The sequence below is a fragment of the Kothea flammea genome (assembly GCF_052161645.1).
In the GTDB taxonomy this organism is placed as follows: Bacteria; Planctomycetota; Planctomycetia; order Pirellulales; family Pirellulaceae; genus Laterigemmans.
In genome coordinates, this window is record NZ_CP197414.1 from 4,218,598 (window position 1) to 4,242,286 (window position 23,689).

Genomic DNA, 23,689 nt, shown 5'->3' on the forward strand with positions numbered 1-23,689 from the left:
CGTCCTGCGAGGTTGACCGCCGGTTGCTAGCTTTACTCCGGTCGCTGCGCTCCCTTCGTGCAGCTAGCAACCGGCAATGCCTTCCTCTATCCAATGGTGAGTGTCAGATCAAGTCTAATTTTCTACACATGAGAATTCCATCGAGTTTAGTGCTGTTGGCACGGTCAAGCACATGGGTCAAAGCCGCCAGGTTTTACTTGAATGGCGCCCACCCCAAACCCGGGACTTACATGAATTCTTACTGTCGCTAGGCCCATCATCGTGAGATTTCTAACGTGACGCTGAATCCCCTTTACATCCCCGTTTGCGCGGGCTTGATCGCCACCTATGTGGTTGCAGTAATTTTAGTAGCGCGTGTAAGTTCCGCATCGATGCGACGACGATCGACACTCTCGAAAAACGAACGCCCTATCGTGCTGGCCACTTTGGTTGATGTTTCATGCCAGCGGGCAGCTGAGGATCGAGAGTTCTTACGCGACTTTCTCGATGGATACCTCGGCAACGCTTTGGCGGCTAAACGTCAGGCGTGGGATAGAGCCATTGACGACGCAAATTCCACACGTGAAATGTTTACTGATTCTTGTGAACAAATGAGCGACGAGCAATTGTTGGCGTCTCTGGTGCGAAGCGAGAAGTACATCCCCAGCCACGACACTATCGGATTTGACCCGCGCGCTCGCCTTTTTCGGATAAGTGAATCGAATAGACTATTTTCTGACGGACAGACTCGCGTTACATTGCTCGGGTTTGGGGTTATCATTCTCATGCTTCTTATTCCACCTTGGATTCGTCAAGAAGACAACGTGACATGGACGCTTTGGTCAGTGGACTCACGTGATGTAACCTCGGAGAAATTCTTGGGTTACCGTTTTGTTTTGTCACCGCGTTTGCCGCCAAACGAGATTGAACGGATCAGTAACGGTAACTTGGGACAGACTCGACAAAAACGAAAACGTAACGTTGTAGCTCTGCGATTTCTTTTGCCGCAGGTATTCGTCGCGATCGGGAGTGCAGCGATCGCAGTTCGTCAGTTTGCGAGTTCAACGCAGTTCGAGGCTGATAGCGTTTTACATCACGACCCACCTGCGGAGGACGACACATCTTCTCCATCTGAATGTTTAGTGTGCGGAGAAATCATACCTTTCGACGCTGACTGCTGCCAAAAAAGCGGTTGGTCGTATCGATAGAGATATTGTCAATTGTTGTGTTTTGAGAATTTGAATCAGGCAGCGATTTCCTCCTGGATGATTCCGTCTTTGAAGGAACGTCCTTCGATGACGAGGATGATCTTTTCGTGGCAGTTGAGTCGTCTCCATTTCCGTGAAGCCGACTGAGCGAGTTTGAACATCATCGCCAGGCTTGCTCGCCTGGTACCGCTGCCTTTGGTCTTTCGGTGACGAAGCCGAATGGTTGCGAACGTCGATTCGATGGGGTTGGTTGTCCGCAGGTGACTCCAGTGTTCGGCCGGAAAGTCGTAGAACGTCAACAGCACGTCGCGGTCCCTCTTGAGGCACTCGCATGCCGGAGCGTACTTCGCACCGTACTTTTCCATGAAATTGTCAAACGCTTTTTTCGCATCATCCTTTGTTTCAGCCTGCCAGATTTCGTGAAGGTCGGCTTTCGCTTTGGGCTGAACGCTTTTGGGCATCTTGTTCAGTACGTTGGCAGTCTTGTGAACCCAGCAGCCTTGCTCACAAGTCTCGGGGAACACTTTGCGGATCGCCGCCCAGAAGCCCAGAGCACCGTCGCCAACGGCAACCTTCGGTGACAGCTGCAAGCCGCGTTGCTTTAGGTCGACCAGCAACTCGCTCCAGCTCTGCTCGCTTTCGCGATAGCCGTCGAGTACCGCGATCAACTCTTTCTGGCCATCGGGCGTTGCCCCCATCAGCACTAGCAAACACTGCTTTTTGTTGGCATCGTCCTCCAGGATCGGGATCGTTGTCGCGAACTCGCCCCTGCGTGACGGGGATGGCCCCGGCACCGGTGAGGATTTCTCGTTGGGGGAGGCTTCCATTCTTGACGACGAAGCGTCTGCCCTGCGCGTCGGTACGATCGGCGTGCATGGTGATGAATGCCTCGACTTCGGCATCAATCGCGGTCTGCAGCATACGTCGGGCACCTTCTTTGACGATCTCATCCAGGGGGCTGCGCTGGTCGAACTGGGCCCGAAAGGAAATCACTTCGGGATCGACGGGTTGGTCCACTGGCACGTCGGCTCGGTCTGTTTTACTCTTAGTCAAGGCGTATTCCTTTGCCCACTTCGGGCCGTTGGAGGGTTCAAGTTCCAACAGGATGCGCCACCTTTTTCAGTCTTTCAATAACACAACTTTCGACAATACCTTCGAATAAGGATAACCAGGCATAAGAAGGTAACCCTGGCGGTTTGGTTTTCAATGCCCCCGCTGATTTCCCCGCAACTGATGCACAACCTCTAAATCGGAACACCCAAGATGAGTCGCGGCAGTGGGCAAGATGAACGTATTGCCAATATGACTTTCGCTTCGATTTACCCGCTTTACATAGCTAAAGTCGAAAAAAAGGGCAGAACGAAAGCTGAGTTGCACCAAGTCATCGAATGGCTGACTGGCTTCAACGAATCCGCATTAATGAAACAAGTAAACGACAAAGTGACTTTTGAATCCTTCTTCCAACATGCCCAGCTCAACCCCAATGCCGACCTCATCAAGGGGGTTATTTGTGGGTATCGCGTCGAGGAAATTGAGAATCCGCTGACTCGGCAGGTTCGCTATTTGGACAAATTGGTCGACGAGTTGGCAAAAGGACGCAAAATGCACAAAATCCTACGGGAAGATCCCACGATCGATTAGAGTTTGCCGTAACTGACCGAAATTTGTCATCTGGTGAATGAATTCCTCCAGGAGATGACAGATATCTATCAAGTCGGCAAGTGCGCAGTGTGCTTTAGAATCGCCTTTTGCTCTACGAAAGTCAGAGCGAACGCTGTTTTATCTAGGCGAGTATCTCTTGGATGACTCGACCAGCAACATCCGTCAATCGAAAACTGCGGCCGTTGTGGAAATAGGTTAGTCGCTCGTGATCGATGCCAAGCAAGTGCAGAATGGTGGCGTGGAGATCGTTGACGCTGACGCGATTCTCGACCGCCTCGTAGCCGATCTCATCCGTTTCGCCATAACTGGTCCCCCCTTTAATTCCCGCGCCAGCCATCCACTGCAGGAAGCCTTTCGGATTGTGGTCGCGTCCTTTGCCATTCTGGGAAATTGGCATCCGTCCAAACTCACCGCCCCAGATCACGAGCGTGGAGTCGAGTAAACCGCGAGCCTCCAAATCGGAGAGCAGGCCCGCCACAGGGACATCGGTGGCGGCGCAATGTTGTGTATGATTCTTCTCCAGATTGTTATGGGCATCCCACTCCCCATCGCTGTAGACCTGCACAAACCGGACGCCACTTTCGACCAGTCTCCTAGCCATTAAACACTTGGAGCCAAACGACTTGGAAGCGGGGTTATCGATCCCGTACAGTTTGTGCATATCTTGGGTTTCGCGGGAAAGGTCCACCACTTCGGTTGCCTCTTTTTGCATGCGAAAGGCTAGCTCAAATGATTGCATGCGATTGGCGAATTCAACGTCACGCGTATGACGCCGCATGTGTTCGTCATTCAACTGGGCCATCAGGTCGAGTTGGGCTCGCTGGTCCTGCTTGGTAACTTTGGGTTGCCGGTTGAGGTTTAATACCGGGGTGCCCTGAGAGCGGAATAACGTTCCTTGGAAAGTCGAGGGGAGGAAACCAGCACCCCAGTTATGCGGCCCACCTTTCGCGCCCTGGGTATTGCCCATCACAACATAGCCAGGCAGGTCCTGATTTTCGCTACCCAAGCCGTAGGTGACCCATGCTCCCGCCGTTGGAAAACCTGGCCGCGGAAGTCCACTGTTAATTTGGTAAATAGCCGGTACGTGGTCGTTTGATTCGCTGTAGCATGATTTGATGAATGCCAGTTTGTCGACATGCTTGGCGACGTTCGTATACTTGTCGCACACCCACTGACCGCATTCACCATATTGTCGAAACGAAAACGGCGACTTCATTAGCGGGCCGGGGTTACCAAAAAAAGCTTGGATGTCCGTCGTATCACCGTCTCGTTTGTCGAGCTCTGGTTTGCGATCGAACATGTCGACTGCGCTGGGGGCCCCTTCCATAAATAGCCAAATAACCGACTTGGCTTTGGCTGGAAAATGGCTCGGTCGCGGCAGCAGTGAAGTGACCGGAGCAGATGATCCTTCGACCGGTGGCGCAGCGAGCAGATTCTCCTCTGCCAAGAGGTTCGCCAAACCGATCATTCCAGCACCACCACCGGCTCGGCAAAGCCACTCGCGACGACTGAGTAAATCAGCGACACGGCCACAGGGAAAAAGCTGTGAGTTCTTGGTCATATCAGCGGCACTTAATCGACGTAGATGAATTCGTTTAATCCGAACAACGACTGACAGTAGTCGGTCAGCGCTGCGAGACGCGCCTCGGGCTCGGAACGCTCGGCACGTGCTTTGATCTGAGACTCGATGAAATGGACTGATGCTGCGACTTCGGCTGGCGAAGGTGGCCGCGCGAACGACGTTTCGAAAGCTTTCTCCACGACTGGTCGCAGGTCAAAACTTTCCCCGCCCGCCTCGCTTGCTGGCACCTCGGCTATCATCACTTGGGCGAAGTCGCGAGCGACCGCGCGAACAAAGCGGTCGTTGAGGATCACCATTCCTTGCGGAGCCACGGTTGTGTTCTGCCTGCGATCGCAACTGGTCATCAAATCGGGCCGATCGAAGGCTTGAAACATTGGATACGGAATCAGTCGTTTATGAAACATATAGACGCTGCGCCGCCGAGTGGTCGCGTCATCCTTGGCGTTTTGGGGGTAGCCATCGCCCTTGATATTTCGAGCGAGATTTGCCTCAGGAGCGATGTACGGCTTGAACCCCGGACCACCAGCTTTCAAATTCAACGTCTCGCTGACGGCCAGCATGGCGTCACGCAGGACTTCGACCTCAAGACGTTGTGGGGTCATTCGCCAGAGCAGTTTATTTTCGGGGTCGATGGCGAATCCCCGCTCGTCTATCGCTGCTCGCGTGCTAGCTTGCCGCCACACGGAACTGGTGAGTATTTTACGATGCAAAGATTTGATATCCCAGCCATCGGCAACAAACTCAGCGGTGAGAAACTCGAGTAACTCGGGATGCGAGGGCTCATCGCCTTGAACACCAAAGTCGCTCGGCGTCCGAGATAGACCGTTACCAAAGTGATGCCCCCACAGCCGATTGACGATGACTCGAGCCAGCAGGGCACCACCACCCCGTTCGGTATCGGTAATCCAGTCAGCGAGTGCGCGACGCTGCAAAGTGCTCTTTGCTTCACCAATCTCACCGTAGGCTGCTTTGGCCTGCCTCCAGAAATCGGCGGCTTCCGCACCGTCTGAGAGCATTGCCGGAAAGCCAATATCGACTTCGATTTCCCGATCATAGAAATCGCTCCGGCGGAACAGCCAAGTGGCGCGACGCTCGGCGTCAAAGTCTTGAAAGAAGAAGCCTTCTTTTCCACTGGGCAACTTGGCTGTCACGCGGTCGCCGCTGTGAAAGACGCCCATCAATTGGTAATACTCTTTCGCTGAGAAGGCGTCATATTTGTGATCGTGACAACGTGCACAGCCGACTGTAATCCCCAAGAAACCTGAACCCAACGTGGAGATCACGTCATCCAATTCGTTGAACCGATTTCTAAGGCGTTCGCTTTCGAGGAACGAGTCGGGCAATTTGAAAGCGGGGCCGGCAGTCAAGAATCCAGTGGCAGCAACCGCGGCATCATTGTTGGGCTGGAATTCGTCACCAGCAATTTGCCAACGCACAAACTGGTCGTAGGGCAGATTGTCATTAAATGCTTGAATGACAAAATCGCGATAGGTATAAGCGTGCGGACGGTCCTGATCGGCTTCCTGGCCGTCGCTGTCGGCGTACCGTGCCACATCCAGCCAATGCCTTGCCCAACGCTCCCCGTAACGGGGCGAAGCGAGCAGTTGGTCCACCAGACGCTGAATCGCCAAGTCGGCGTTTTCAGCATGAGCGAGGATGAATGCCTTTGTTTGTGTTGGCGTCGGCGGCAATCCAATCAAATCAAAATACAAACGGCGAACCAAAGTTCTCGCATCGGCTGGATGCGCTGGCCGCAGCCCAGCATCCTTTAGTCGACGCAACACGTACCAGTCGATGGGCCCCTTTGACCAGTGATCCTCGTCATGTTGTGGAGGTGCTTCCATGGGCTTCAGCCGCTGAAAGGCCCAATGCGTTTTCGCTCGTTCCAACTTGGGATCGGCCACGTCGACTCCGTCAGGCCAATGCGCACCTTGATCCATCCAAGCTCGCAGCAGTTTGACTTGAGGATCGCTCAGTGGCTGATTGCCGGCGGGGGGCATCAGGCGATCCTCTTCGAGCCCCGACACCAATTGAATCAGCAAACTCTCTTTGCTGTTACCGGGAAGAATCGCCTCGCCACTCACTCCTCCACGCAGCGCGGCGTTCTTAACGCCCAGATTAAGCCCGCCCTCCTCCGTCGTTCCCGCGTGGCACTCGTAGCAATGGTTTCGCAGGATCGGCTGAATATCCCGCAGAAAATCTATTAAACTGCTTTCAACAGCGAGCGCCGGCGGTTTGACACCATCATCATCATGCTTCGCCGTGACGTCGTCTTCCTGGCCGACACTCTCTTGGGCCGTGAAAATGCTGCACAGCAAACCAAAAATGATTGCCATGAACGCGTAACGTCGATCAAGAGCAAAAGTCATGGGACCAGGATTTCGTGAGTGACGTGAGAATTCAACTCGCATCCGCGCGGTTGGCTTGCCTTCCGCTCTATTTTAGCAGTTGTTAAGCGGGATTAAAGCAAGCCCACTAAGAACTTTTCTCCTCCTTTTCTGCTCGTTGCCGAAGTCGTTCCCTTCGCCGCAGCACCGCGGTTTTCACTCTTTGCGAGACCCCCGGCATCTTGAGCACCGTATCCAGATCTTGCGCCGCCTTCTCGTCTTCGTGAATGGCGGAGTAGGCGAGTGCGCGGTTGTAGAAAGCCATTGTCTTCAGATCATGGGGCGTGTCTTCTCTGAGAATGGCCGCCGTATAATCGATGATGGCGCCTTGATAATCACGCTTGCCCGCTTTCTTCATTCCGGATCGATACTCGGCCAGCGCGCGTCCTCGGTGTGATAGCAAACTCTGAACCCAGCTTATAAAGCTCATGTTGATCCCTGCACATAATTCGAGAAATGCGGCGGACGGAATGCTGACTAACGCGACTGTCTCATACTCATGTACCTGCAAATTGCGAAACCACTTCCCAGGAATTAGCTTTTGGACTCTGCTGACGGCAAGCAAATTGAATAAGGAACGCTGAGAGCCTCTTGGTGAATCCCATCCAGACAGCTATTCACCCAGGTGAACTACTTGGCAAATTATAGCGGATGCAATAGTAGAAGTGTGGGCAGTGCGGTTAACGCGTTGCAACGCCACCCAATCAGATGTATCGAGCTGTTCCGCTGGGCGTGCCAACGCGGGGTGGCCGTGGTTAGCGCACGGTTAGCGGTTTGGGCGCTAGCCACCGTTTGGTTGAACGCGAGGAGTCCGGTTCAAAACGAGGAACCGTGGCTAGCGTCTTGGGTCACGCAGCACCAATGACCTGATCTCAGTCATATCCTCCATGGCGTAGCGAACTCCTTCACGTCCTAAACCGCTATCTTTGACGCCACCGTAAGGCATATTGTCCACGCGCCAGGAGGGTATCTCGTTGATCAACACACCGCCGACTTCCAACGTATCCCAAGCGGCCATCGCGCGATCAATCCGAGGGGTAAACACGCCGGCGTGAATGCCATAACGGCTGTCGTTGACCAACTGGAGAGCTGTGGAAAAATCGCGAAACGTTTCGATCAACACAGCAGGGCCGAAGACCTCTTGACGATAGAGTTTGGCCTCGCGAGGGACATTCTTCAGCACCGTTGCCGCGTGCATGGCACCCTCACGCGTTCCGCCACAGAGCACCTCTGCTCCGGCTGATTTGGCCTCCTCGACCCATTGCTCAACTCGCTCGGCAGCTTGTGCCGAAACCATTGGACCGATGAAAGTCTCTTCGTCACGCGGGTCGCCCATTTTCAAAATTTGGGCAGCCTCGACGAATTGCTGCTGAAACTGAGCGGCCAGCGATTCATGGACAATGATGCGCTGCACCGAGATACAACTTTGCCCCGACTGATAAAAAGCTCCGACAATCAACCGGGCGATGGCGTCATCAAGGTCCGCACCTTCGTCGACGATGCAAGCCGCATTGCCTCCCAATTCGAGCACCACTTTTTTCTTGCCCGCTTGGGACTTTAACTCCCAACCGACATCGGGAGAACCGGTAAAGCTGAGTAGTTTGAGGCGGGGGTCGGTGGTAAATAACGACGCGCTATCGCGAGTGCATGGCAGAATTGAAAAGGTGCCTTCAGGCAGGTCGGTCTCGGCTAATATTTCTCCGATCATCAACGCGCCGATGGGCGTCAAACTGGCCGGCTTGAGCACGAACGGACAGCCGACCGCAAGCGCCGGGGCAATCTTGTGGGCGACCAGATTTAGCGGGAAGTTAAAAGGCGAGATAAACGAACAAGGCCCCAGCGGAACACGTTTCGTGAACCCGCGATAGCCGCGCGTGCGGGGACCGATTTCCAAATTCAAAGTTTCCCCGTGAGCACGAACTGATTCGTCGGCGGCAATTTGAAAAGTGTCGATCAAGCGAGCGACTTCGCCACGGCTATCCTTAATCGGTTTGCCCGCTTCCACGCACAGCACATCAGCCAACTCGGCAAACCGTTCCTCAAAGCGACGAACGCAATGCCTGAGCACCCTTTGGCGTTCATAGGGGGGTATCTGCCGCAGTGGTTCGACAGCCTCCACCGCTGCGGCGATCGCCCCCTCCACGACTGTCGCGTCCGCTTGGGCGACGCGGGCCACAACCGCACCCGAGTATTTGCAAGTGACTTCTAGGTCGGCGTTCGCTTGCCGTGCCTGGTTCGCAAAATAATAAGGATAGTTTGATTTCATTCGTCCTACACCGCTCAGACCGCTTGCATTTTCCAACGCTGGGCAATCTCCTGCAGATTTGGTACCGCGGTACCGTTGGATTCGGCGAAGTAGTGACGTTCGACGCGATCAATATCATCACGCAGTTGATTCCGCTGGTCGGCTGGCAAAGAATCGTCGCTGTAAGCGGATTTCAAGCGGCCCAGTACCAAGAAAGGAGTGATCTCCAGCGGCTCGGCGACCTCTTCTTCTCCAGACACCGCCGACGAACTTCGGATCGCCAAAATCAAACCGATCAAAATCACCAATCCAGCACCACCGCAGAGTGCGATGATCCAACTAGCTCGACTCGACGTTCCGTAAGCCTCCACCAGCGCGATGCTTGCTGCGACGTCTTCAAGATCGGCATCAACGTAGCGTTGGTAACGCACTTCCTTGGTTTCCACCACCGGTTTTGGAAAAGCAAAATTCTTCGCCGGCGGCCCGGTGGGATCTTTAGCGACATAGGTGAGCGTCCAGGTCCGTTCGGAGAGCACCACCGGCAGCGTCGCCTCCTTGTCGAACTCGATCACGCTGACCCCCGAGTCTTCGACCTCGCTGAGCTCAAACTCGGTCTGTTCGGTGTCCACCAAACTTTCCAGGGCGGGCACCAAGCCACGACCGGTGGCTTTGGTTTCCACGATCAATTTACCGCTGGTCGCTTGCCGTTCGTCGAGCACTTGCACCAAACTCAGTTCCTCCGTCTCAGTCTGCAGCTTGCTTTCCGTGGTAGCATCGATCGGCAGCGGCTTGGAGATGATTGGCAAGGCCACGTAGCCGGACGTATCGAGGAAGTCGAGATCCAGTTTTAAACTGGGCACCTTATCGACTTGGGGACCGCGTGGCTGCAGCAAGATATGCGCGTAAGGAGTGACCCGCCAGCCGCTCGGCTTGACCGCGCGACTGGTCGTGTCGGGATGATTGAAAGTGATCGAGAGCACCTCAAAATGCTCTTGCAGAGCGGCCGTTGTCCCATCCTGAAACTTGTCGCGATAATTCTCGGTCGGACGGCCATAATTATAAGCGTAGGCCATGTTGTTTTGATTCTGCAAATATTTGCCAAAGCCACCCGACTCACGTTCCAGCTCTTTGGTGTGTCGCAGGTCAACGTAGATCCCAAAGGGCTCGCTGTTCCCGACGGAGCTGTTGCCATCAAGTCGCACGACCAGTTCCAACTCGGTGATCAGATCTCGATAATAATCGTAAACCTTGCGAGCTTCTTCGGCCTGGGGATTATCACCTACCAATTTAAAGCCCGCTTCGAGGTAGCGAAATTTACAGGCTGGATTAACGGCGCTCATCCGCGTGAACAGGGCGTTAGCAAACCGATCACGATGTCGCTGGCCAACTTCACCCGGCAGCGACTGCAGCACTTCCGCCAAGCGATCGATTTCGGAATCGACCGGACGATTCTTTTCGCTCAGTCCGCCCAAGTCGGTGGCTCCCAGGGCGGCGTAGAACCAATAATCAAAGGCATCGTTCTTTTGTTTTTCCTGCGGTAAATCGCTGGCCACGGCAACGTAAGCCGCGGCCGCTTCCTGGAAGACCGCGAAAGCTTGCCGACGCCGCTCGCTGAAAGCCGACGAGGGCGATACCTCTTGAATAAAATCATTCTCGTCATGCATGGTGGCCGCTTTCGCCAACAATAATTGCCACTGGCCAGGATGTTCCTGGAGGGCCTGGTCGATCACTTCCTTGGCCACTTGGTATCCGCGTTTTACTTCCGCTTCGATGTCTGCTTTGCGACGTTTGGTTTGGGCGTCGCGTTGCACGTTGGGATCACGCCAGATACCGGCCAAGTTATTTCGCATCTTTTGAATCAAGCCAGCCATGGTCGCCGGCTCAATCCCACGCCAAGCACCAAATACTTGCTCGATCCGCTCGATATCGAAGACTTCGGCCACGCTGTGGCAAGTCATAAAGGCGGCGACCAAAAGATTCTCATCGAGTTTTTCGATGGGCAATTTACGGATTCGCGTTACCCACTCTGATAACTCTTCAAGGTTGCGTTCTTGTTTGGAGCGGGTCAGCGGGATGCTTTCCGCTTTTTGTTCATAACCAAACATGAACATGTAAGAATTGGTGCGTTGCTGCGTGTCGTTGGGATTATGATTTCGGGTCCAAACGCGGAGGAATTCCTCAGCCAATTCGCGTGCGGTCTCGGGGTGCGTTCCCGCCAATTGTTCGATATAAGGAAATGCCTTGGCGTCCTCGTTGACTTTGAGCCACAATCGGCAGAGTGCCATCGTGAATTGAGGTTGCAGGCTGGCATCGATGACCTCGAACCATTTTCCTTGCGGCGCGGTGGTCAAAATCTCAGCCACATCGACGGGATTGATTTGTCCCATCCGCATCACTTGCTGTTGCTCCATCGAAGCGTCGGCGGGATCGACATAATAGAGATTGCCGTAGCGGTCGCGACGCATCGAGGGGCCGAAGCGATTACTGCTGGAATACGAGCGAGCAACCTCAGCTTCCTTCAGCCAATTGTTGGCGAGAATATTGAGGATACCGGCCCATTCAGCGGTCAGCTCCTGGCCCGAATCGAGCAACGCATCGACCGCCGACTTTTGCAGTTGAAGGTTGCGGGTGCGGCCATCGCCATCTTGAGGCGTTTGCGCAAGACGTTGCGAAGTTGCCGTGCCGATCGAGGCGAGGATTTCTTGGCCACGGGTCACTTCCTCGGTGAACGACTCGCGGAGCCAAGCATTCCCCAGTTCGTCTTCCAACAGCGGAGCTTGGCCGACCGCCCGCGCCAATGCTTCGTTACGTTGGGCCTCGGTGGGACTTTTCAGATCGAGCACCGCCAACGTGGCGCGCCAAGCTTGCGTTTGCAATTCAGCGTCACCATCGCGTCGGTGGCTGGCCAAAAAATGACGCGCCAGCAGATTCAAAGATTCAGCATCCTCTTGATCGGTCGCCTCTTCAAGCGTTGGCAGAAATCTAGCCGTTTGATCGTCGCGGCCCGCCGAACTGAGCAGCAGGGCAATTTTTTGCCGGGCAATCAACTCCGCGTCGAGCGTCTCCAGCGCATCGACAAAATCGGCCAACTGATTTCCTTCACTTAAAGCCGACTGAAGCAATCTGGCAATCCGGCTGATGTCCACGTCTCGCAGAGCAACGGGTGAAGAACGCATGATCCACAGCAGATCATCAAAGTTGATAACATTTTGCTCGGCGTAGCGGGCCGCCGGATTGTTGCGGCGATTCGCCATGGTTGACTGAAGAAATTGTTGCATCTCCTCGGTAAGCCCGACGACCTGTTCGAAGTCCAACTGAGCCTGGGCAGTCATTTCGGCCAACAATCGCTCGTAAACCGCCAACGCTTCGGGTTCGCTCAGTTGCTCGCGATCCAACAGTTGCTCACGAAAATGTTCCCATTTGCCCAGCGTGACCGCTTCGCTTAAGTCGATCAACAAAGCGTCATAAGCGGCCCGCTGTTCAGCCGTGGGAACCGCTTCTTCCGGAGCGGGCTCCGCAGGTGTCTCAGCCGCAGGTGCCGCCCCGTCGCCGGCCACATCCTCTGTAGTTGATTCTTCCTCGGTCGATTCGGTTGTAGCCGATTCCTCAGCAGTGCGCTCGCCTTCGGCGGGGGCCGCATCCTCAGCAACTGGTTCCGCGGCATCTGGTTCCTCCGCGACGGCTTCCTCCGCAGCAGCTTCCTTGCTAGCGGACGCCGCCGGTTGGTCCACAGCCTTACTGGCATCTTCATTTTGTGCGGCAGCCTCAGCATCCCCTGACGCCGCCTCGGGAGCGGGTTGATTCACTTTGACCCATAAGTTCAGGATCGTCGACGGTCGACGATCAAACTTCATTTGCTTTATCTTTGATAACCTATGTTGTTCCCAAGCTGCCGCGGGATCGGCGGATTCTGCAGCGGAAGCGTTCGCTGGAGATTGTCCTGGGGCGGCTTGCTGCATTGCCATCGCGGCGGCTGGAGTGAGAGGTTGCGCTTGCGTTACCGGGGAAGCTGGCACCACACGAGTCTGCGTCAGTGGAAGCGTGCCGCCTCCAACCTGCGCCGTAGCAGATGAGGCAGCTGTCACGAAAACGATCGAGAGCAAACCGGTCCAGCAGCAAGTCTTCCAATTCATTGAATTACACGCATGGTGATCTGGGTGGAAGGCAAACAAAACAACGTCGGCAGCCGAAGCGTGGGGCGAGCGGATCGCCAGACACACGCTTTTAGACCAGCCCCATGATAGCTAGCTAGCTGGCGACACGTGGAGCCAAGCAAAAAGTTTTGTGGGTGACTTGCTGGATACGCCAGGAGAACCCAACGACACCTCAAGCCCAACGACGCAACGATTCCGCGCCCCGAGAAAGACACGTAGCGCAGGAACCGCCACGGTCAAAGACAAAATAAGTCAGAGAAGTGCAGTGCGTTTAGGCGCCGGAACCATCGGGGAGTGGTCCGAGGTTCGATCCCGCTGCCTTTTTCTTCCCCTTCTTCTTGCTCTTCTTTTTGCCGGGCTTATCGCATTGGCCACTGCAGCAACCTTGGCACTGCGAGGGGAGCTTGAGTGCTTGTAATTCGTCGAGGTCCATGCGAGCCAAGCGGATGGCGGCCTCCAGATCGTGTTGGTGGCTGGCCAGTTTATCATCTTGCTCGGCGGCCTGAGCGGCTTCTGCCAGCAAGCGATAGTGCTGGCGAGCGGCATCAATTTCAGGTTCCCATTCCTCAGCGGGCAAACCTTCGAGTCGCATCAGCCAAGTCATGTGGTACTGGGCGTTGGCGAGCGCGGCACGGGTATCCGCAACCAGTTGCTCGTCAATCGCATCGCTTGCCTGCAATTCTTGCAGCAGCCCATCGAGGGCGAGGCGAGCTTCAGGGAGTTGACCCGACTGCATTTGGGCTTTAGCCAATTCCAAGCGAATCACCTGAGCATCGACAACACGATCAGCTGGCAATTTGGCAAGTGCTTCGTTGAGCAGCGTGCGGGAACCGGTGAAGTCGTCGTTTGCCGCAGCCAAGCTGGCTTGACGTAGCAAACTCGACGAGTCGTCCAATTTGAGTTGGGTTTGACCGGGGCCGAGGTGATAGGCCCAAGCCAAAACGGGGACCATCAACCAGCAAAGGATCATAAATAGACGCATCTTGCAGCTGCCTTGTTTGCGGGGATACATATTCCGAGCCGACCGCCTTACCCCGTCTTGTATATCGGATTGCCGGGGGCGAGGCTAGCTTTTCTCGGGAAAATTTGTTGGGATCCCTGCATTTGTCGCGATCCGGGCAGATAGCTGGTGCCAAAATTTTCCAGTAACCAGGGTAGCAGGGCGAACAGCAAGCCGCCAAGTCCGATAGCCAGCAGGGCATATTCGCGGCGGCTCCAAGGTTCTCGCTGGTTGGACTCGCCGCGGGCCACGATGCTGGCAATCACAGAGCTCGGCAAATGGGCCTTGTTCCCGTCGTGGTAGGTGCCCCGCAGGCGAGTCGCCAATTGTCGTAGCGTAAACACATCCTGCTTGGACTGCTTGCCGGCAATGAACGAACCTTGTTGCGGGTCACCGACACCGACGACCAAGACGCTGCCGATGGAGGCTGGCATCGTCGGCATGCCTTGCGGCGGAACGGTATCACCATCGGTCAAAAGAATCAGACTGGTGCTGGCCGGATTCCAAGGTTTGGCGATCTCTGCGGCTTGGCGTAGCCCATCGAGCAACCGCGTATTCCCCGAATCGAACGCTTGATAAAGGGGCAGATCGCCCAGCACGGCATCGACCACGTCGAGATCTTTGGAATCGACAACAACGGGTTTTGCCCCATTATAAACCGCCACGATGGAGACCAAATATTGTTCGGCCGGGACGCGTTCAAAGAAGGATCGCATCAGATCACGGGCTCGCCCTTTGCGAGTTTGTTTGCTAGTCGGGCCGGCGTCTTCCAACCGCATACTGGGGGAAACATCGAGCACGACCAGCAGCCGTTGCTCTTTGCCCGGCTGCACTTGGCCGGCTGGCAAATACGACTTGGGTTTTACAATCAGCAACGTCGAAAAGCCCCAAGCCAGGGCCGTAATCGCCAGCACGCGTGCAAACGGAGCGACCGAAGCCAACAGCGAGGGTCGACGCCCAGGGCCAAAAGCCAACGGGGCCAAGTTGGCGACGCGTCGTCGATGCAGCCACTCGGCGATTAACACTACCAAGAAAACACCCCCGGCGACCAATTCCGCTACCATGGTGTGTACCTCAGCCCGAACAAGCTCACCACGGCCAAGCCGAGCAACGACAAGCCGGCGATCGCCGGCGGCAAAAAGAAGTCGTGTGATTCCGCGGCAACTTTTTCCAAACGCGTTTTCTGCATCCCGTCAATCCGCTTGAAAACCCCCGCCAACGCTTCGGTGTCACCGGGCTGGAAAACTTCGCCGTCGGTCAGGTAAGCCAAGTTGACGATTTGATCGGGCACATCACCATCGGCCACGTGAATGTCGTACAAGACAATCCCGTCGGCCTTCAGCTGGGCGGCGATCTCGGCATCGCGTCCGCTGGACAGATCAGCGCTGGCTCCATCGGAAACCAACACGATCATGCGGTCACCTTGCTCGCGTTCGATCAAAGTTTGCCGGCAATCTTCCAAGGCGCGACCGATTTGCGTCCCGCCACCGAGCCCGGCGGGCAACGGCCGCCGCGGGTCCATGAATGGCAACGCATACTCAAAGGCCGATGTGTCGGTCGTCAAGGGGACCCACTGCAGGGCGATGTCACTGAAGAAAGTCAGTCCGAAAGCGTCTCCCTGGCGATCGTTAACAAAGTCGCTAATCGCTTGCATCGAGGCTTCGTAGCGAGTCTGTTCACCGAAGCTGGCCGTCATGCTGCCCGAGATGTCGACGCAAAATTCAATGTTCGTCAAAGCGCGTTTGGTCCGCGGTTGACCAACCTCTTGTGGCCCGGCCAGCAGCACGATGACAACCGCCAGCACCAGCCCGGGCAACATCTCAAACCAACCGATTACGCGTCGCCAACCGTCGCCGCTCGGTTGATCGCCATGATCGAGCGGGATCGCCACTTCGCGACCTTGCCGCCGCCACAAGTGCGCGATCAGGGCGGCGGGGATCAGCAGCAACAATAACACGAACGGATAAGTAAAACTCCAACCACTCATCCCTCCACCTCCGCCGCCGAGATCTGTTCGTAGGGAGCCAGCAAGCTCCGCATATCCACTGGCTGCTGCGGGTTGGGGCAATGCAACCATTGCTCGAGTTGCAACAGCAAGGGACCGGCTTGGGGATGCTGTTTCAGTTGTTGGAAAGCTTCGCCGGGTGGAAGTTTGGTGAGCTGTAAACGTTGCACCCACAGCGAAATTAAATTGCGTTCCAGCTCCGCTTGCTGTCCGGCGGAAAGTTTTCCATCCCGCGCTTTCTCAATCAACGGACGAAGCCGATCTGCCACCGTCACAGGCTTTGCCAAAGCGACTTCGACAACAGGTTGACGGCGGCGACCACCAAAAATCAACGCTAGCAAACCCAGCACCCAAAGAATGATCCCCAGCAGAACCGCCAAGCGATAACCGCCCAGCTGAGGAAGCGTTCCCGGATCAACCTCATTCGGCACGATTTGCCCAGCCGTCAATGTCGCATCGACTTGCACCGGCAGCGACGGCAGTGGTTCGTCCAACGGTTCACCATCGACCGGCACCAGATAATTGGCCAAGTCATAGCGTCCCGCTTCCAAGGCGTAGAACTCCAAGTCATAACGATGGTCCGAACCGTGCTGGAAGACCTCGACGATCCGCAAGATTAACGGTTCGTGACGATCAGCCAGCGGCTTGACGGCCAGTTCCGCGCCGGGCAGCACGATTTGTTTCAGCTCCACAGGCAGCCCCACCGAGGTGATCGCCAACGGCTGGTCACCGGTTGGCGGTGGCGCATCGTCTGCCGCGGCGGCGGGCGTTTCGCTTGCTGAGTTAGAATCGGCCGTTAAAGTCGCGTGTTGCGGGCTGGCAAGTAGCAGCAAGACCGGCAACAAACAGGTCATAAAACGCGATGACAGCGGCAGCTTGATGTCAGGAACGAGCATTTATCGGGCTCCTTTGCCGAGCAATCCGCGAGCGGCGAAAAATCGCCGTAGCCGGTGCGCAATCGGTTGGTCGGTCTCCAACAGCAAATGGTCGATGCCACCGCGCCTCAGCGAATTTCGCAACGCGTCGGGGTCGTTCCAGCGGGTGCGACCGTGGGCCACGAAACGCCGACCACTTTCCGCCTCGCGACCGCGAAAAAAACCGGTTTGGGGCAGACTTTGTTCGGCCGGGTCACGCAACTGAATCACGCAACAGTCGTGTTGTTGGCCCAACCGACGCACGATCGGCAGAGCGGTGGGGTCATGCATGTCGCTGAGGATAATCATCAACACGCGGTTTGGCAGGCTGGGGCCTAGCTCGGCGAGTCGGTTGCCCAGACAGGTCGTTTCATCATGGCGGTAATTGCGGAGGCGATACAGCCACTGCAGCACACGGTCTTGAGCGAGCGTCGGTTGTAAATGCAGCGCCCGCTGACCGACGCCCAACATGCCCACCGGGCTGATGCGATCGAGGCAAGCGAGTGCCAATCCTCCGGCAACCTGGACCGCCGTTTCGTACTTGCTCCGCGGCGTCGACGAAATCACCATCGAGGCCGAGGTATCGATCACCAAATAGGCTGGCAACCGCTTGGGGGCTTCGTATTCTTTGACGAATAATTTTCCGGTCCGCGCTGTGACTCGCCAATCAATCGACTTGATCGGGTCGCCCGCCGCATAGGGTCGCGACTGGACAAACTCCAACCCCGAGCCGAGAAAGGGCGAGCGATCGGTGCCGTAACTGAGGCTGTCAGCCAAGCGTCGCACGGCGATCAAGAACTTGCGCGCGTCGAGCGGTTGGCTCGGCGGCAAGCTGCCATGAAAACCGGCTGGAGGGGGAGTTTGTGGCATGCGAACAGTCCCGCGAGTTAACCAACTTGCGGTTGGCCGTTTTGGACCCCGCGATGATGCGAGGGTGCGCCGACGTCGGCCAAAATTTCTTGCAACACTTGCGGGCCGGTTAGTCCATCGGCCAACGACTCATAGCTGAGCCGGATGCGGTGCAGGATGACATCCTCGGCCAGGGCGTAAAGGTCTTCGGGAACCACGTAGTGGCGAGCTTGGATCAGTGCCCTGGCTCGCGCTGATTTGATCAAGGCGATGCCAGCTCGCGGGCTGCAACCGAAGTCCAAGCGTGGATCTTTACGCGTGCGGTTGACAATTTCCACGACGTGGTCGGTAAAGGCTTCGCTGACGTGAATCTGGCCAACCGCTTCCATTGCTCCGATCAAGTCCTCGGCCGTCCCCACCGACTCTTGCTGCAACACATCAAACTCAGTTCGAGCCACAGCCCCGCCCCCTTCGCGGCGGACACCCAGGCGAGCATTCCGCAGCAACACTTCGCGTTCCTCGGCAGGCGTCGGATAGCCCAACCGATGACAGAGCATGAAACGGTCGAGCTGGGCTTCGGGCAATTCGAACGTGCCAGCCTGTTCCACTGGGTTCTGCGTGGCAATCACCAAGAACGGAGCTGGCAAAGTAAATGTTTGATTGCCGATCGTGACCTTGTGCTCCTGCATCGCTTCGAGCAGCGCGCTTTGCACTTTCGGAGCCGCCCGGTTGATCTCGTCGGCCAGCAGCAAGTTGGTGAAAATTGGACCTCGATGGATGCGAAACTCGTTCTTCTTTTGGTCCAGAATCTCGGACCCGACGATATCGGAGGGGAGCAAGTCGACGGTGAACTGGATGCGGCTGAAGTCCAAGTGAATGCTTCTAGCCATCGCCGAGACGAGCAATGTTTTGGCCAACCCGGGCACGCCTTGCAGCAACACGTGGCCGCCGGTGAAGAGCGCGATCAACAACCGCTCGACAACCACATCTTGGCCGACGACGACTTGGCCGACACGGGCGCGAATCCGGGAAATGTAACCGTACAGGCTGGACCAATCGCGGTCGCTGGCAGGAGAGTTTTCGGCGGAGGAAGGTGCCTGATCAGCGGAGGATTGGCCGCTGCTGGAAACTTCGCTGGACGAGTCATTCGATTCAAACATAGCTGTGGCAAACCCTCAGGTGGCAATCATATGCACATCCATGTGCCCGGGGCTGGGCCGTCTCAGACGATCCGCTCACTATAGCAAAGTTTCCCGCCAGCGTCGCTTTCCCCCCAAGCATGATTGCCCGCCGCCCGGTTGGCAAGCCACCGCTGTCAGGTTGCTGGCCGCTGCAGAGCTGGCCAACGCGAATGGTGTCATTGTCACCAAGGTGGGTTGACGCGAGGGCTTCAGCGTCGGAACTTAATAGATGAGTATTGGTACGATCCGCGTGAGTCCGGTTTTTCCCCGTCCGCCCAATAAGCCCCCCTATGTCCTCTGAATCAGCCACAACCGTCTCCATGGAATTGCTCCGCACGCTGCATCGCATCCAGCGTCAGCGGAGCGATCTGAAGAGTCAGTTGGAGCGAGGACCGCGGCAAATCCAAGCGGGCGAGCGTTTATTTGCTCAGCATCGCGAAGCGGTCGAAGCGGCTGTGGGAAAACTTAAGAGCTCAAAACTGGCGGCGGACGAAAAACAATTGCAGTTAAAGTCGCGTGAAGACCGGATTTCGCAACTGGAAGCCAAATTGAACACGGCAGCCAGCAATCGCGAGTACACGTTGTTGAAAGAGCAGATTGCGGCCGATCGCCAAGCCAACGATGTGCTCTCGGACGAAATCCTCGAGGCCCTGGAACGGATCGACGTGCTGGAAGCGGAGCGAGCGGAGTTGCAGCAGGATTTGCAGCAACGCGAGCAAGACCAAGCGGCGATGGTCGAGAAAGTCAACGCCAAGCTGGAAAAACTGGCTGTCGAGTTGGCACGCGTGGAGAGCGAACTGCTAGTAGCCGAAGAACAGATGCCAGCGAGTTTACTGGTCGATTACCGGCGAATTGTCGCCGCGCGGGGTGAAGAGGCGTTGGCTCCGGTCGAAGGCGAGAATTGCGGCGGCTGTTTCCAGACGCTGACTTCGCAAATGATGAACCGGCTCTATCTAGGTCAAGCGGTTCGCTGTCCCTCCTGCGGCGCGATGATGTATCTCGCCGAGGATCGCACCGTTCGCTGAGCCTGCTCGCTGAACGGGCAAATTTTGCTCGTTTTACAACCCCGTTTCCGGCGGCGACGGGGTCAGAATCGAGAAACTTAAGAAAATTGAAAAACTTTTCTGCGGGCGCCGCGGGGCGTGTGAGCTGCCAAATCTGGGTTTAATCCCTGGTATATATTGGGACAGCATGAGTCGCTCTGCGATGGTCATCATCGGGATTGTGGGATCGCCAGCGGGCGGAAAATCGACCGTTGGCCGCCGTCTACGGGAACTTGGCGCAACGTGGGTGAACGCCGACCAACTGGCCCACAAGTGCCTGCGGTGGGCACCGTTGATCTCCCAATTGGTCAGCATGTTTGGCGAGGAAATACTGATGGCAAGCGGTCATATTGACCGCCGAGCTTTGGCCCAGCATGTGTTCGGGGATGACGCCGCGAGCCAGGAACGATTAGACTATTTGGAGTCTGTCATTCACCCCTATGCGCGGCATTTGGCGTTGCGACGCTTGTCGCGGGCTGCTGGCTGGGGGATTCCGGTGGGAGTGCTGGACGCCCCTTTATTGCTGGAAGCAGATTGGGGCGTACTCTGCGACCAAATTTGGTGCGTTGACGCTCCTGAAACGCTTCGTCGTCAATGGATCGGACGGCGCGGTTGGTCTCCAGCCGAACTACAGCGGCGTGAGCGACGTCAGTTACCCATCTCGGAAAAACGCAGGCTAGCGACGCAAATTATTGAAAACCAAGGAAGTTTGGAGACGCTCCTGCTGCAGGTTGACCAGTTATACCACTCGTTGACGGCCCGCCTGCACGCGAACGCTTCCGAACTCGATACTGCTGGTCCTAATCACTGTTTACAGTATTTGCGTTTTTCCCAATCATTACCCTCCACATTGCCATCCTCGGGCCGTCCCCGTCCCACTCTTTTCTAATCTTTCGAATCAACGCGTTGTCAGCAACGCAGTGCAATCATGCAGAATCCACGCCCCGGCAGGCCTCGGAATGACCGCCCCCGCCGTCGTAATGAGTCGCCCCGCGACAAGCCGCGTCACCCGGACGCCGACGTCGACCAACGCATTCGCGAGCTCGATGCGGAACGCGATCCGCTGTCGTTGCCCGAGGAGATCGTTGACGAGGCCAACCGCTCCGGCCGTGACGTGGGGATTCCTCAACAGGTCAATCAAACTTTGACGGTAAACCTGTCGGACTTGCAGAATATGTCTCACGACGAATTGCTGGCCATGGCCGCCGTCGACGGGCTGCAAGGAGCTGAGGAGCTGCAGAAACAGGAGCTGATTTTCCGCATCTTGAAGGAGCGAATGAAGGCGAACGGCTTGATGTACGGGGAGGGGACCCTGGAGATTTTGCCCGACGGTTTCGGTTTCCTCCGCAGCCCCGAGCATCACTACATCAGCTGTCCCGACGATATTTACGTTTCGCCCAGTCAAATCCGCCGCTTCGGGCTGCAAACGGGCAGCACGGTGGCTGGGCAGATCCGTCCCCCCAAGGAAAACGAACGCTATTTCGCGCTGCTGCGCGTGGAGGCGGTCAATCGCCAAGACCCTTCGCAGCGACCGCGGCGAGCCGCTTTCGAGAATTTGACTCCGCTGCACCCCGATCGACGGATCATCATGGAGCACGAGTCGGGCGATTTAAGCACCCGCGTCATCGATTTGATCGCCCCCATCGGCTTTGGCCAACGGGGCTTGATCGTCAGCCCTCCACGGGCTGGAAAAACGGTGATCATGCAGAAAATGGCCCGCGCCGTGCTGAAAAATTACCCGGCCGCTTACGTCATCATGCTGTTGATCGACGAGCGACCCGAAGAAGTCACCGACATGGAGCGGGAAGTCAAAGGTGTCAACTGCGAGGTAATCAGCAGCACATTCGACGAGCCACCGGCGCGACACATTCAAGTTGCCCAGATGGTTATCGAAAAAGCGAAAAGAATGGTGGAATACGGCGTTGACGTAGTGATCTTCCTCGATTCCATTACTCGACTCGGTCGCGCCCACAATTCAGAAGCAGGCGGGACGGGAAAATTAATGTCCGGTGGACTCGACGCTGGCGCGTTGCAAAAACCGAAAGCGCTGTTTGGGTCGGCTCGTAAAGTCGAAGAGGGTGGTTCGCTGACGATTATCGCAACCGCCCTAGTCGAAACTGGCAGCCGAATGGATGATGTGATCTTCGAGGAGTTCAAGGGAACCGGAAATTTAGAGCTGGTTCTAGATCGAGGAATCGTCGAACGCCGCATTTTCCCAGCGATCGACATGCACCGCAGCGGCACCCGCCGTGAGGAAATGTTGATGGATCCGGAAGAGCACCGCCGAGTCTCGCTGCTCCGAAGAGCACTTTCTCAGCAGTCTCCGGCAGATGCCATGGACACGCTGACCCAACGGTTACGACAGACTCAAAATAACGCCGAATTTCTGCTTAGCATCAAGGAATAGTTTCTCGTGACCATCGAAATTAATGGAATCGACGGCGATTTGCCGGACGCTTACATCGCGATTGTGGTTTCCCGTTACAACCAATCGATCACCGACAATTTGTTGGCCGGTGCTTTGGAGACGTTGAAGGGAGCCGGAATCGACGAGGAGCGGATTGTGGTCGCTCAAGTCGCTGGGGCTTGGGAATTGGTGCTGCCGGCGCTGAATTTTGCCATCAGCCCGCCGATCGCCGGAGTGCTCGTGCTGGGGGCCGTGATTCGCGGCGAAACCACGCACGACCAACACATCAACCGAGCGGTAACCACGGCGCTGATGAATGCCAGCGTCGATTCTGACAAACCAATTGCCCTTGGGTTGCTGACTTGCGAGAACGTCGAGCAGGCGGTCCAGCGGAGCGGCGGCAGCGTCGGCAACAAAGGTGTGGAAGCGGCAACTGCCTTGCTCGACGCCATCCGACTCGCCGAGAAAATGGCTCAGATGCTGAGCGAAGATGATGGCTCGGAAGAGGCCACGGGGTAAGCAGGCAATGGCGACGCGTCGACGTGCACGCGAGATCGTGCTGCAAATGTTATACGAAGCCGACCTGAACCCAGGTCGAGCCGAAGCGGACACTTACGACTTTATCATCCGCCGCATGCGGGGGCGTAAAGCACTCGCGAGCTTTGCTGAGAAATTGCTCCGGGGCACCTTGCTGCACCAAGCGGAAATCGATCGTGAATTATCGCGATTGGCTGCCAATTGGTCGCTCTCTCGCATGGCCGTGACCGATCGCAATATTCTCCGCTTGGGTGCTTACGAGATCACGGTGGCCGGGACGCCTGGGCGAGTGGCAATCAACGAAGCGGTTGATTTGGCCCGTCGTTACGGCGACAAAAACAGCCCCCGATTCGTTAACGGCATCCTCGACAAACTGCTGCACACCACCGCGTCATCCTCATCCTCATAACCGTTACTTCACGGTTAGGAACCTATCCGAAAACCGTAAGCCGCTTTGGCGCTAGCCGCGGTTGTTTTGGGTTTTCGGATAAGTTCTAAGCGAGATAATGAATCGCCACGACGAACTTCCTTCGTCT

Annotated in this window: 18 protein-coding genes and 1 pseudogene; 7 read left to right on the forward strand and 12 right to left on the reverse strand. The window is 56.2% G+C overall.

Features of this window, described 5'->3' with window-relative positions; translation table 11 throughout:
- Positions 1–275 precede the first annotated feature (275 nt).
- Entirely contained in the window at positions 276–1,187 is a 912-nt protein-coding gene (locus tag SH139x_RS15980) for a hypothetical protein (RefSeq protein ID WP_488350773.1), read from the forward strand.
- 35 nt (positions 1,188–1,222) lie between these two features.
- Here SH139x_RS15980 and SH139x_RS15985 read toward each other — a convergent pair.
- A pseudogene (locus SH139x_RS15985) lies at positions 1,223–2,180 on the reverse strand (IS256 family transposase).
- A gap of 270 nt (positions 2,181–2,450) precedes the next feature.
- On the opposite strand from SH139x_RS15985, the gene SH139x_RS15990 reads away from it, so the two are divergent.
- Positions 2,451–2,828, forward strand: a complete 378-nt coding sequence (locus SH139x_RS15990) for a DUF2200 domain-containing protein (RefSeq protein ID WP_488350774.1) — start codon at positions 2,451–2,453, stop codon at positions 2,826–2,828.
- Positions 2,829–2,970: 142 nt separating this feature from the next.
- On the opposite strand, the gene SH139x_RS15995 is transcribed toward SH139x_RS15990, so the two are convergent.
- The 11 genes from SH139x_RS15995 to SH139x_RS16045 all read right to left on the reverse strand — a co-directional run bounded on the left by SH139x_RS15995 (position 2,971) and on the right by SH139x_RS16045 (position 19,145).
- A complete protein-coding gene (locus SH139x_RS15995) occupies positions 2,971–4,410 on the reverse strand; it encodes a DUF1501 domain-containing protein (protein ID WP_488350775.1) in 1,440 nt (479 codons plus the stop codon).
- Between the two features lie 11 nt (positions 4,411–4,421).
- A complete protein-coding gene (locus SH139x_RS16000) occupies positions 4,422–6,800 on the reverse strand; it encodes a PSD1 and planctomycete cytochrome C domain-containing protein (protein ID WP_488350776.1) in 2,379 nt (792 codons plus the stop codon).
- Between the two features lie 106 nt (positions 6,801–6,906).
- A complete protein-coding gene (locus tag SH139x_RS16005; RefSeq protein WP_488350777.1) occupies positions 6,907–7,248 on the reverse strand; it encodes a hypothetical protein in 342 nt (113 codons plus the stop codon).
- Positions 7,249–7,653: 405 nt separating this feature from the next.
- Positions 7,654–9,084, reverse strand: a complete 1,431-nt coding sequence (locus SH139x_RS16010; protein ID WP_488350778.1) for an aldehyde dehydrogenase family protein — start codon at positions 9,082–9,084, stop codon at positions 7,654–7,656.
- Positions 9,085–9,098: 14 nt separating this feature from the next.
- Positions 9,099–13,196 (reverse strand): hypothetical protein, encoded by a 4,098-nt coding sequence (locus SH139x_RS16015; RefSeq protein WP_488350779.1) that lies wholly within the window; start codon positions 13,194–13,196, stop codon positions 9,099–9,101.
- 292 nt (positions 13,197–13,488) lie between these two features.
- The gene (locus SH139x_RS16020) at positions 13,489–14,199 is read right to left on the reverse strand and encodes a hypothetical protein (RefSeq protein ID WP_488350780.1); all 711 of its coding nucleotides are present in this window, start codon (positions 14,197–14,199) and stop codon (positions 13,489–13,491) included.
- A gap of 47 nt (positions 14,200–14,246) precedes the next feature.
- Entirely contained in the window at positions 14,247–15,281 is a 1,035-nt protein-coding gene (locus SH139x_RS16025) for a vWA domain-containing protein (RefSeq protein WP_488350781.1), read from the reverse strand.
- Entirely contained in the window at positions 15,275–16,204 is a 930-nt protein-coding gene (locus SH139x_RS16030) for a vWA domain-containing protein (protein ID WP_488350782.1), read from the reverse strand. Before SH139x_RS16030 ends, SH139x_RS16025 begins: the two co-directional genes overlap by 7 nt.
- On the reverse strand, positions 16,201–17,118 hold the full coding sequence (locus SH139x_RS16035) for a hypothetical protein (RefSeq protein ID WP_488350783.1): 918 nt from the start codon (positions 17,116–17,118) through the stop codon (positions 16,201–16,203). Before SH139x_RS16035 ends, SH139x_RS16030 begins: the two co-directional genes overlap by 4 nt.
- Positions 17,119–18,006, reverse strand: a complete 888-nt coding sequence (locus SH139x_RS16040; RefSeq protein ID WP_488350784.1) for a DUF58 domain-containing protein — start codon at positions 18,004–18,006, stop codon at positions 17,119–17,121.
- Between the two features lie 17 nt (positions 18,007–18,023).
- Positions 18,024–19,145: an AAA family ATPase gene (locus SH139x_RS16045; protein ID WP_488350785.1), complete on the reverse strand. Its 1,122-nt coding sequence runs from the start codon at positions 19,143–19,145 to the stop codon at positions 18,024–18,026.
- A gap of 311 nt (positions 19,146–19,456) precedes the next feature.
- On the opposite strand from SH139x_RS16045, the gene SH139x_RS16050 reads away from it, so the two are divergent.
- The 5 genes from SH139x_RS16050 (at position 19,457) to nusB (ending at position 23,562) form a co-directional block, all read left to right on the forward strand.
- Entirely contained in the window at positions 19,457–20,191 is a 735-nt protein-coding gene (locus SH139x_RS16050) for a zinc ribbon domain-containing protein (RefSeq protein WP_488350786.1), read from the forward strand.
- Between the two features lie 166 nt (positions 20,192–20,357).
- Positions 20,358–21,098 carry a dephospho-CoA kinase gene (gene coaE / locus SH139x_RS16055; RefSeq protein ID WP_488350787.1) on the forward strand — a complete coding sequence of 247 codons (741 nt, stop codon included), beginning with the start codon at positions 20,358–20,360 and terminating at the stop codon, positions 21,096–21,098.
- Positions 21,099–21,137: 39 nt separating this feature from the next.
- The gene (rho, locus tag SH139x_RS16060) at positions 21,138–22,616 is read left to right on the forward strand and encodes a transcription termination factor Rho (RefSeq protein ID WP_488350788.1); all 1,479 of its coding nucleotides are present in this window, start codon (positions 21,138–21,140) and stop codon (positions 22,614–22,616) included.
- A 6-nt stretch (positions 22,617–22,622) separates the two neighbouring features.
- Positions 22,623–23,135, forward strand: coding sequence for a 6,7-dimethyl-8-ribityllumazine synthase (ribH, locus tag SH139x_RS16065; protein ID WP_488350789.1), 513 nt, complete (start codon positions 22,623–22,625; stop codon positions 23,133–23,135).
- Between the two features lie 7 nt (positions 23,136–23,142).
- A complete protein-coding gene (gene nusB / locus SH139x_RS16070) occupies positions 23,143–23,562 on the forward strand; it encodes a transcription antitermination factor NusB (RefSeq protein WP_488350790.1) in 420 nt (139 codons plus the stop codon).
- Positions 23,563–23,689 lie beyond the last annotated feature (127 nt).

Bases quoted from the DNA above. Each gene is read 5' to 3' on its own strand.
- SH139x_RS16005 (WP_488350777.1), bottom strand. From the start codon at position 7,248: ATGAGCTTTATAAGCTGGGTTCAGAGTTTGCTATCACACCGAGGACGC.
- SH139x_RS16015 (WP_488350779.1), bottom strand. From the start codon at position 13,196: ATGAATTGGAAGACTTGCTGCTGGACCGGTTTGCTCTCGATCGTTTTC.
- SH139x_RS16025 (WP_488350781.1), bottom strand. From the start codon at position 15,281: ATGGTAGCGGAATTGGTCGCCGGGGGTGTTTTCTTGGTAGTGTTAATC.
- nusB (WP_488350790.1), top strand. From the start codon at position 23,143: ATGGCGACGCGTCGACGTGCACGCGAGATCGTGCTGCAAATGTTATAC.
- SH139x_RS16000 (WP_488350776.1), bottom strand. From the start codon at position 6,800: ATGACTTTTGCTCTTGATCGACGTTACGCGTTCATGGCAATCATTTTT.
- SH139x_RS16020 (WP_488350780.1), bottom strand. From the start codon at position 14,199: ATGCGTCTATTTATGATCCTTTGCTGGTTGATGGTCCCCGTTTTGGCT.
- SH139x_RS15995 (WP_488350775.1), bottom strand. From the start codon at position 4,410: ATGACCAAGAACTCACAGCTTTTTCCCTGTGGCCGTGTCGCTGATTTA.
- SH139x_RS16045 (WP_488350785.1), bottom strand. From the start codon at position 19,145: ATGTTTGAATCGAATGACTCGTCCAGCGAAGTTTCCAGCAGCGGCCAA.
- SH139x_RS16035 (WP_488350783.1), bottom strand. From the start codon at position 17,118: ATGCTCGTTCCTGACATCAAGCTGCCGCTGTCATCGCGTTTTATGACC.
- SH139x_RS16010 (WP_488350778.1), bottom strand. From the start codon at position 9,084: ATGAAATCAAACTATCCTTATTATTTTGCGAACCAGGCACGGCAAGCG.
- SH139x_RS16040 (WP_488350784.1), bottom strand. From the start codon at position 18,006: ATGCCACAAACTCCCCCTCCAGCCGGTTTTCATGGCAGCTTGCCGCCG.
- rho (WP_488350788.1), top strand. From the start codon at position 21,138: ATGCAGAATCCACGCCCCGGCAGGCCTCGGAATGACCGCCCCCGCCGT.
- SH139x_RS16030 (WP_488350782.1), bottom strand. From the start codon at position 16,204: ATGAGTGGTTGGAGTTTTACTTATCCGTTCGTGTTATTGTTGCTGCTG.
- SH139x_RS16050 (WP_488350786.1), top strand. From the start codon at position 19,457: ATGTCCTCTGAATCAGCCACAACCGTCTCCATGGAATTGCTCCGCACG.
- coaE (WP_488350787.1), top strand. From the start codon at position 20,358: ATGAGTCGCTCTGCGATGGTCATCATCGGGATTGTGGGATCGCCAGCG.
- SH139x_RS15990 (WP_488350774.1), top strand. From the start codon at position 2,451: ATGAGTCGCGGCAGTGGGCAAGATGAACGTATTGCCAATATGACTTTC.